This window comes from Roseateles sp. P5_B10, from assembly GCF_056400485.1.
Map to the genome: position 1 here is coordinate 1 of NZ_JBFULE010001375.1, position 854 is coordinate 854.

The 854-nt window shown below is 64.4% G+C and carries 1 protein-coding gene; it reads right to left on the bottom strand.

The window, feature by feature from the left end; genetic code table 11:
- Window positions 1-701 (bottom strand): MFS transporter (locus AC1DU6_RS33430; RefSeq protein WP_477862640.1); only part of this gene is annotated, 701 nt, incomplete at its 3' end.
- Between the last annotated feature and the right edge of the window lie 153 nt (window positions 702-854).

Genomic DNA, 854 nt, shown 5'->3' on the forward strand with positions numbered 1-854 from the left:
ATCCACAGCGGATGGGTGCGCCCCGCCAGCATGAAGTCTGCCAGCCGTGATGCCACCTGCGCCGGACCGAACATCGCACCGATGGTCACCGCCGTTGCAGCACTGAGCCCGCCGCGCTCCAGYAGCGCCAGCAGGTTCGAGGTCACGCCCGACAGAATGAAGCTGTAAAGCGAGAAAGCTGCCGCCAGCAGGATGAACAGCCAGCCTTCCGGCCGCAGGGTTGCTTGCTGGGGAACGACAACGGCGTCCACCACGGGCAGAGGCGCGACGGCGACGTGGCGCGGCAATGCAAAGGCATGAAGCGGCGCAACGACAAAAGCGAAGATCGCTGCGAAGGTCAGATACGTCCCGCGCCAGCCGACAGCCTCAAGCAGAAGATGGGTCGCCGGCCAGCCGACCGTCGAGGCGAAACCGCCTGCAAAGGTCACGAAGGTGATCTGCCGCCGCGCCGATGCCCCGAATATCCGCGTTAGCGTGGCAAAGGCCGGATCGTAGAGCGACGCGGACATTGCAGCGCCGAGCAACAGCCAGCAGGCCAGATAGGTCGCGGGATGATCGGCTACTGAAAATAGAGCGAGACCCAAGGCACCCGCCAATGCGCCCGATGCCATGACGACATTGCCGCCGAGGCGGTCGATCAATCCACCAACCACCGGCGACAGCAGCCCCGATACAATCAGCCCCAGCGAAAAACCCGCCATGCCGAAAGGCCAGCGACCAGCCATGTGCCGCCGTGACATACGGCATGGTCAGCACCGGTGGATAGATCAGGATGCCCCAGGTCAGGATCTGGGTGAATGCCAGCACGAGGACCGCGCGGCCCGGTCCGAAAACAAGGTCGCGCAATCGGTGCA